The organism is Mesorhizobium sp. Arg314 (assembly GCF_053714275.1).
In genome coordinates, this window is the sequence record NZ_JBSKBP010000052.1 from 23,255 (window position 1) to 29,296 (window position 6,042).

The 6,042-nt window shown below is 58.6% G+C and carries 5 protein-coding genes and 1 pseudogene; all 6 read left to right on the forward strand.

Annotated elements, in window-relative coordinates:
- Positions 1–71 precede the first annotated feature (71 nt).
- Positions 72–1,574, forward strand: a complete 1,503-nt coding sequence (locus tag ACWGS9_RS30325) for an aldehyde dehydrogenase family protein (protein WP_454508700.1) — start codon at positions 72–74, stop codon at positions 1,572–1,574.
- A 94-nt stretch (positions 1,575–1,668) separates the two neighbouring features.
- A complete protein-coding gene (locus tag ACWGS9_RS30330) occupies positions 1,669–2,463 on the forward strand; it encodes an ABC transporter ATP-binding protein (RefSeq protein ID WP_454508701.1) in 795 nt (264 codons plus the stop codon).
- Complete coding sequence (locus ACWGS9_RS30335) at positions 2,415–3,317, forward strand: ABC transporter permease (RefSeq protein ID WP_454508702.1); 903 nt, start codon at positions 2,415–2,417, stop codon at positions 3,315–3,317. The genes ACWGS9_RS30330 and ACWGS9_RS30335 overlap by 49 nt, the downstream gene beginning before the upstream one ends.
- A 141-nt stretch (positions 3,318–3,458) precedes the next feature.
- Complete coding sequence (locus tag ACWGS9_RS30340; protein WP_454508703.1) at positions 3,459–4,547, forward strand: ABC transporter substrate-binding protein; 1,089 nt, start codon at positions 3,459–3,461, stop codon at positions 4,545–4,547.
- Between the two features lie 88 nt (positions 4,548–4,635).
- Positions 4,636–5,058, forward strand: a complete 423-nt coding sequence (locus ACWGS9_RS30345) for a nuclear transport factor 2 family protein (RefSeq protein ID WP_454508704.1) — start codon at positions 4,636–4,638, stop codon at positions 5,056–5,058.
- Positions 5,059–5,611: 553 nt separating this feature from the next.
- Positions 5,612–5,975 (forward strand): annotated as a pseudogene (locus ACWGS9_RS30350) (SDR family NAD(P)-dependent oxidoreductase); the annotation flags it as partial.
- Positions 5,976–6,042: the final 67 nt, after the last annotated feature.

The window sequence follows — 6,042 nt, forward strand, 5'->3', positions numbered from 1 at the left end:
TCCGGCGGCGTGCGATGGAACGAGCCGGACAAGCCGTTCCGCTTCGACAATCCGCGTAACGGAGGAATACTGTGAACAACATCGACAAACAGACAGGCACACAGCAGCCGGCCAAGGTTGACAGCTACGAGTTGCTGGTTGACGGCAAGAACCGCCCAGCGGCGGGCGCACAGGTATTCGAGCGCATCAATCCGTTCGATGGGTCTGTCGCGGGTATCTTCGCAAACGGCAATGCGGAAGACGCCAGGACGGCGATATCGGCAGCACGCAAGGCTTTCGACACCGGCGGCTGGCAACAGACGCCGGCGCGGTTGCGCTTCGAGATCCTCAGCAAGACCGCGGCGCTGATCGAGCGGAATGCCGAGAAACTTGCGCAGCGCATGGCGCTCGAATCCGGCAAGCCGATGCGCACCGCACTCGGCGAAGTGCAGGGCGCGGTCAAGACGTTCCAGTACTACGCCGGAGCAGCGCTGGCGCTTGAAGGATCGGCGATCAGCGATCGGGTGCCGGATGCGTTGGGTCTCATCCTGCACGAACCGGTCGGCGTCGTCGGTTTCATCACGCCATGGAACTTCCCGCTGCTAAACCCCGCCTGCAAGATCGCACCGGCTCTGGCGGCCGGCTGTGCAATCGTGATCAAGCCATCGCATCTTTGCCCCGGCCCGGCTGTGCTGCTGGTTCAATATCTCCACGAAGCAGGCCTGCCCTCGGGCGTGTGCAATATCGTGACCTCCGATATTGATCGTGGCGCTGCCGTCGGTCAGGTAATGGCCGCCTCGCCGCTTGTCGACAAGGTCGCCTTCACGGGTTCGACCGCGACCGGTCGGGCAGTTATGCGGACGGCATCCGAAACAAACAAGAAAGTGTCGCTCGAGCTGGGCGGAAAGTCGGCCAACATTGTCTTCAACGACGCTCCGTTAGAGCAAGCAGCCCAAACGGCAATCAATGCTTTCTGCTACAACAGTGGGCAACAATGTTCCGCCGGCACGAGACTGCTGGTCCAGCGCGACATACATGAGCGCTTTGTTGAAGCGGTCGTGAGCGAGGCGCGTAAACAGGTTGTCGGCGACCCTCTCGACATGACCACGACGATGGGGCCGCTTGTCAATGACGAACAATATCAACGCGTATTGTCCTATATCGACATCGGCAGGCAGGACGGCAAGCTGGTGGCGGGCGGCAAGCCGGAAAAGATTGCGACGTCAGGCGGTTTCTTCGTCGAGCCGACGATTTTCGACAAGGTATCCAATTCTGCCCGCATCGCGCAGGAGGAGATCTTCGGTCCGGTGCTTTCAGTGATCGCTTTCGACACGGAGGAAGATGCGGTTCGCCTTGCCAATGACAGCCGCTACGGACTTGCAGGAGGCGTGTGGAGTGCCTCTATCAATACCGCCATTCGCGTCACAAAGGCTGTTCGCACCGGCAAAATGTTCATCAACAGCTACAACTCCGCCGGCGTCGATGACATGCCTCACGGTGGATATAAGGATAGCGGCGTTGGCCGTGAATTCGGCCGTGAGGGTCTGAGGGAGTTTCAGCAAATCAAAACGGTGCAAATCAAGCTTTCCGCATAGGCGGTCAGTGCATGACAGCAGGATAGGACAGAACGATGCTGATGCAGCGCCGGGAGGAGTATTCGGCGCTAGCCAGTAATGGGAGGAGTGTCGCATGGTCCCGATCGTCGAATTCGATAGGGTCTCGAAAGTCTTTTTCAAAGGCAGTGCATGTGTGCATGCCTTGCAGAATGTTTCGTTGCATGTGAACCCCGGCGAGTTGCTCGCCGTGGTCGGCCCCAGCGGATGTGGCAAATCCACCTTGTTGAACCTGACCGCCGGGCTGATGCAGCCGGGCATGGGCACCGTGCGTTATGACGGAACGGACGTGAGATCGGTCAACACCCAAGTGGCCTATCTGACCCAGAAGGACAACCTATTGCCCTGGCGCACTGTGGAATCCAATGTCGGCCTTCCGCTTGAGGTCGGCAAGAACCGTGATCTCTCGACCGCCCTGAAAAAGGAGCGCATCGCGTGCTACATCGCGATGGTCGGACTGAAAGGTTTCGAGCATCATTATCCGAGCGAGCTTTCCGGTGGCATGCGCAAGCGTGCGCAGCTTGCCCGTTCGTTGGTTTATGAACCGGACACCCTGTTGATGGATGAGCCGTTCGGCGCGCTGGATGCACAGCTGAAGCTTACTCTGCAGGCCGAGTTGCTCAAGACCTGGGAGGGATCCGGAAAAACACTCATCTTCGTGACACACGACATTACTGAGGCAATCTCGCTCGCGGATCGCGTCATTATCATGTCGAAGCGCCCAGGCACGATCCGCAGCGTGGCGGAGATCAATCTGCCGCGTCCGCGCGACGTCTTTTCGATCCGCTTTTCTCCCGAGTTTGGCGAGTATTTCGAAAGCCTATGGGCAGCGCTCAGGGAAGATCTGAAACACCGCGAGGAGTTTCACTGATGGCCAGCACAGCGGAACCTGCGAAGACCCGATCGATCGACAACCAAACGATGGTGGATGTCTTTACCGTCGACCCCAGTATTCGCGCCCGCAAGCGCGAAAACCTGTTGGTTAATCTGCTGAGAGCCACTTTGATCGTAATCGTGCTTGGCGCCTGGGAGCTGGCGAGCGGCCGACTTATCTCGCCTTTCTGGGTGAGCAGCCCGAGCCAGATCTTCCTAGTCTTTGTGGGGCTGGTGCGAAATGGCACCTTGCCGAATGCGATAGCCGCGACCTTCGTGGTTGCCGTGGCGGGCTTCCTGCTTGGCTCGTTCATCGGCATCGGACTTGGCGTTCTGTTCGGCGTCAACCGTGTCGTGGCAAGGGTGCTGGATCCATATCTCACGGGCCTCTATTCGCTGCCACGCGTCGCGCTGGTTCCCCTCTTCATCTTGTGGTTCGGCCTCGGCTTCCAGATGAAAATCGTTTTTACCGCGCTTCTGGTTTTTTTCCCCATCTTCATGAACACGCTGGCCGGCATCCGCGATGTCGACGACGACCTGATCGATGTGATCCGGGTTATGGGCGCTTCGCGAAAGGATACGGTGCTGAAGGTGCTTGTCCCGTCGGCGCTTGTCTGGGTGTTCGCGGGCTTGCGCATTTCCACTCCATTCGCGCTTATCGGCGCCGTCGTGGCCGAGATGTTCTCCTCGAGTCAGGGACTGGGCTACCTGATCTCCAACACAGCCAACCAATTCGACACTGCCGGGCTCTTCGCGGCGCTCGCCGCAACCGCGATTCTGGGGCTCAGCCTCGACTGGCTTGTGTACGCCGTCGAAAGGCGAGTTCTGCGCTGGCAAGAGAACCGTCACTGAATTTGTTCGGATATTATGGCCGCTCGAACTGACGGCGGCATCCAAAATCCATGAGTTCGAAGCTCGGTACAATCGACAGAGAGACAAATGTCCGTACATTTTCTAGAGGGAGGTTAACGCCATGCTTAGGGAGAAAGAGGCATGATCACGAAAGAAACACATGGAGTATCCCGCCGCAAAGCGCTTCAACTGGGCGTAGCGGCGGGCGCACTCGCGGCAACGTCAACTCGTTTGTTCGCCGCAGATACACAGAAGCTCAAAATCATCCATTCATCGCCCGCCACGTTGCTGCTGTGGTCAGTTTCCTACCTTGCCGAGGATTTGGGCTTTTATCACAATGAGGGGATAGAGATCGAGCGCGTCGGCCTGGCCAGCGGGCCAGCGGGCATGACCGCGTTGCTGGCGCGAGAAGGAATAGCCAACTTCTCGGCGCCTGGCGAATGCCTTGCCGCCAATGCACGCGGCCAGAGCATCAAGATCATCGAGGCTTATGCGAGGAGCGACGGCTACACGCTCATGGTGACCAAGGCTTTTGCCGAACAGCACGGCATAACCGCAGCAAGCCCGCTAGCCGACAGGGAGGGTGCGCTGAAGGCAATGCGAGGCATGCGATTTGGCATCACCGCGCCGGCCAGTCACACCAATCTTCTTACTCGCCTGGCAGCGCAGCAGGTCGGCCTCAATCCGGCCACCGACATAGCCATCGTGCCCGTCGGATCTGTCGTCAACGTGGTTTCGGCCATCTCGCAAAACGCATTGGATGGCGGCTTCCTGCTTTCTCCATTCGCAGAACAGGCTGGTGCGGAATTTGGCGCGGTCCCGCTCATTTCTTCGAGCGAGATCCATCAGGCAGCCCGCCTGCAGGGCCAAGTTCTTGAAACGCGGCCAAAAGATCTCGAAGGAAATCGAGAGCTTTTGGAAGCGTTCGTCAGAGCCGATTTGCGCGCATTGCGCTTTCTCCAGGAAACACCGGACGAAGCAAGGGACAAACTGCGCAGGACCCGTTTCCCGAAAATCGCCGAATCGATCTGGCCTTCGGTCTGGGCAAGCCAGTTGCCGGTCTTCGCCACTCCCTATGTGCCGAAAGACTCCTTAAAGGCATGGATCGAAACGGGCACAATCGGCGGCAATCCCGATCCCGAAACGTTCCCTTACGACACCGTGATCGACATGAGCCTCGTGGACGAAGGGCTCCGGAAACTCGGCTGGACGCCAAAAGGCCGAAGCTGAGGTCCTGCCGCGCTGAACATCAAGCGTGGCAGGATTTTCATGGGCCAGCAGGCTCCCGTCACCCCACATTCCTTCAGGAAACCCATCCATGACAGCACAGTCCATAAAGAACCATATCGATCGCGATGCCATACGGGCCCTGATGGACCGGTATTGCCTATCCCTTTTCAGGGCCGACGCCAGCCAACTCCTGTCAATTTACTGGCCTGGAGCGCAAGAAGAGCATGGCGACTATTCCGGTCCGGTGGAAGGCTTCGTCGAGCGCTTCGCCCCTGCCTTGCGGGCGCGTGTGAGCACTGTTGCCTCGATCAGATATCAGGAGATTTCTTTCGTCTCTGAAACCGAAGCCAAGGCAGCCGGCTTCGGCCATATAACCGTTTTGACTGGAAACGGGGAGGAGACAACAACCGCCCTTCTCGCAACACGTTACGAAGACACGGTCGAAAAGCGTGGCATTGAATGGCGGATAAGGCAGCGTCGTGCTGCGTTGATCTTCAAGCGAGAAATCTAGTCCGGATGTACTTGGTGGAGCAGATCCCTCAAAGGCCGACGCGGTCACGGGTCTGGCCGCTACACCTGCAAATGAAACGCGGCTTGATGGAAACGGCCCATCCGCACGACAAGGCGAGCATGGCCCCAAGATTACCAGAACGTCAATTGCGTCCATTCTTGAATTTTTGAATGAACATAGACTGCCGATTATTGAGCGTCTCGGCGGCCTGCCGAAGACTTCGAAGCTAGGACGCGACGATCGCCCGGCACACCTGATCAATGGACCAACCGGCTGCACCGGCACTGAAACGGTGCCGGTGCAGCGCTAATGGTGGCCCTCGCGGGCCGCGAGCCGTCAGAACGCACCGCCCTCCGCCAGCGGACTTAACTTCGGGCACGAGCACCGGCTCAGCGTCGGCGACGACGTAGCGGACATAGCGGTAATCGGGAATGCTGCGCGCCTACCCCATAGCGCACGATCAGCACGACCTCGCGGCCCGCGCGGGTCGACATGTGACTCTTTTGCGGGCCGTCGATCGTCTTAGCTTCACACAGATGATAGAGCTGAACAGATGAGCCTCAAAGACAAAAGCGCGGTTGTTACGGGTGGAAGCCGCGGCCTTGGTCTGGGTTTGGTGGAAGCACTTTTTGCTGAAGGCGCAAAAGTCACGGTCGTCGCGCGGGGGGGCGGACGCCCTCGAATGCGTCAAGGCCCGGCTCGGGGTGGCGACCATCTCGGCAGATGTAACGGATCGCGCTGCCGCCAATCGCATCATCGTCGATATCCAGCCGGATATCTTGGCTCTCAACACTGGTGTCACGCCGCGGATGGGGCGACTTGATCAACTCAGCTGGGAGGACTTCTCCGTGGCTTGGGAAACGGATGTCAAAGCGGGCCTGTTTTGGCTCCAGGCAGCACTCAATCTGCCTCTAGAGCGGGATGAGATTAGTGTTGGTCATAGCCTGAGTTTTGGAAATAGTGTGAGCACTCTGTCGGTGTGAC

Coding starts and splice junctions, on each gene's coding strand:
- ACWGS9_RS30330 (WP_454508701.1), top strand. CDS start 1,669: ATGGTCCCGATCGTCGAATTCGATAGGGTCTCGAAAGTCTTTTTCAAA.
- ACWGS9_RS30335 (WP_454508702.1), top strand. CDS start 2,415: ATGGGCAGCGCTCAGGGAAGATCTGAAACACCGCGAGGAGTTTCACTG.
- ACWGS9_RS30340 (WP_454508703.1), top strand. CDS start 3,459: ATGATCACGAAAGAAACACATGGAGTATCCCGCCGCAAAGCGCTTCAA.
- ACWGS9_RS30345 (WP_454508704.1), top strand. CDS start 4,636: ATGACAGCACAGTCCATAAAGAACCATATCGATCGCGATGCCATACGG.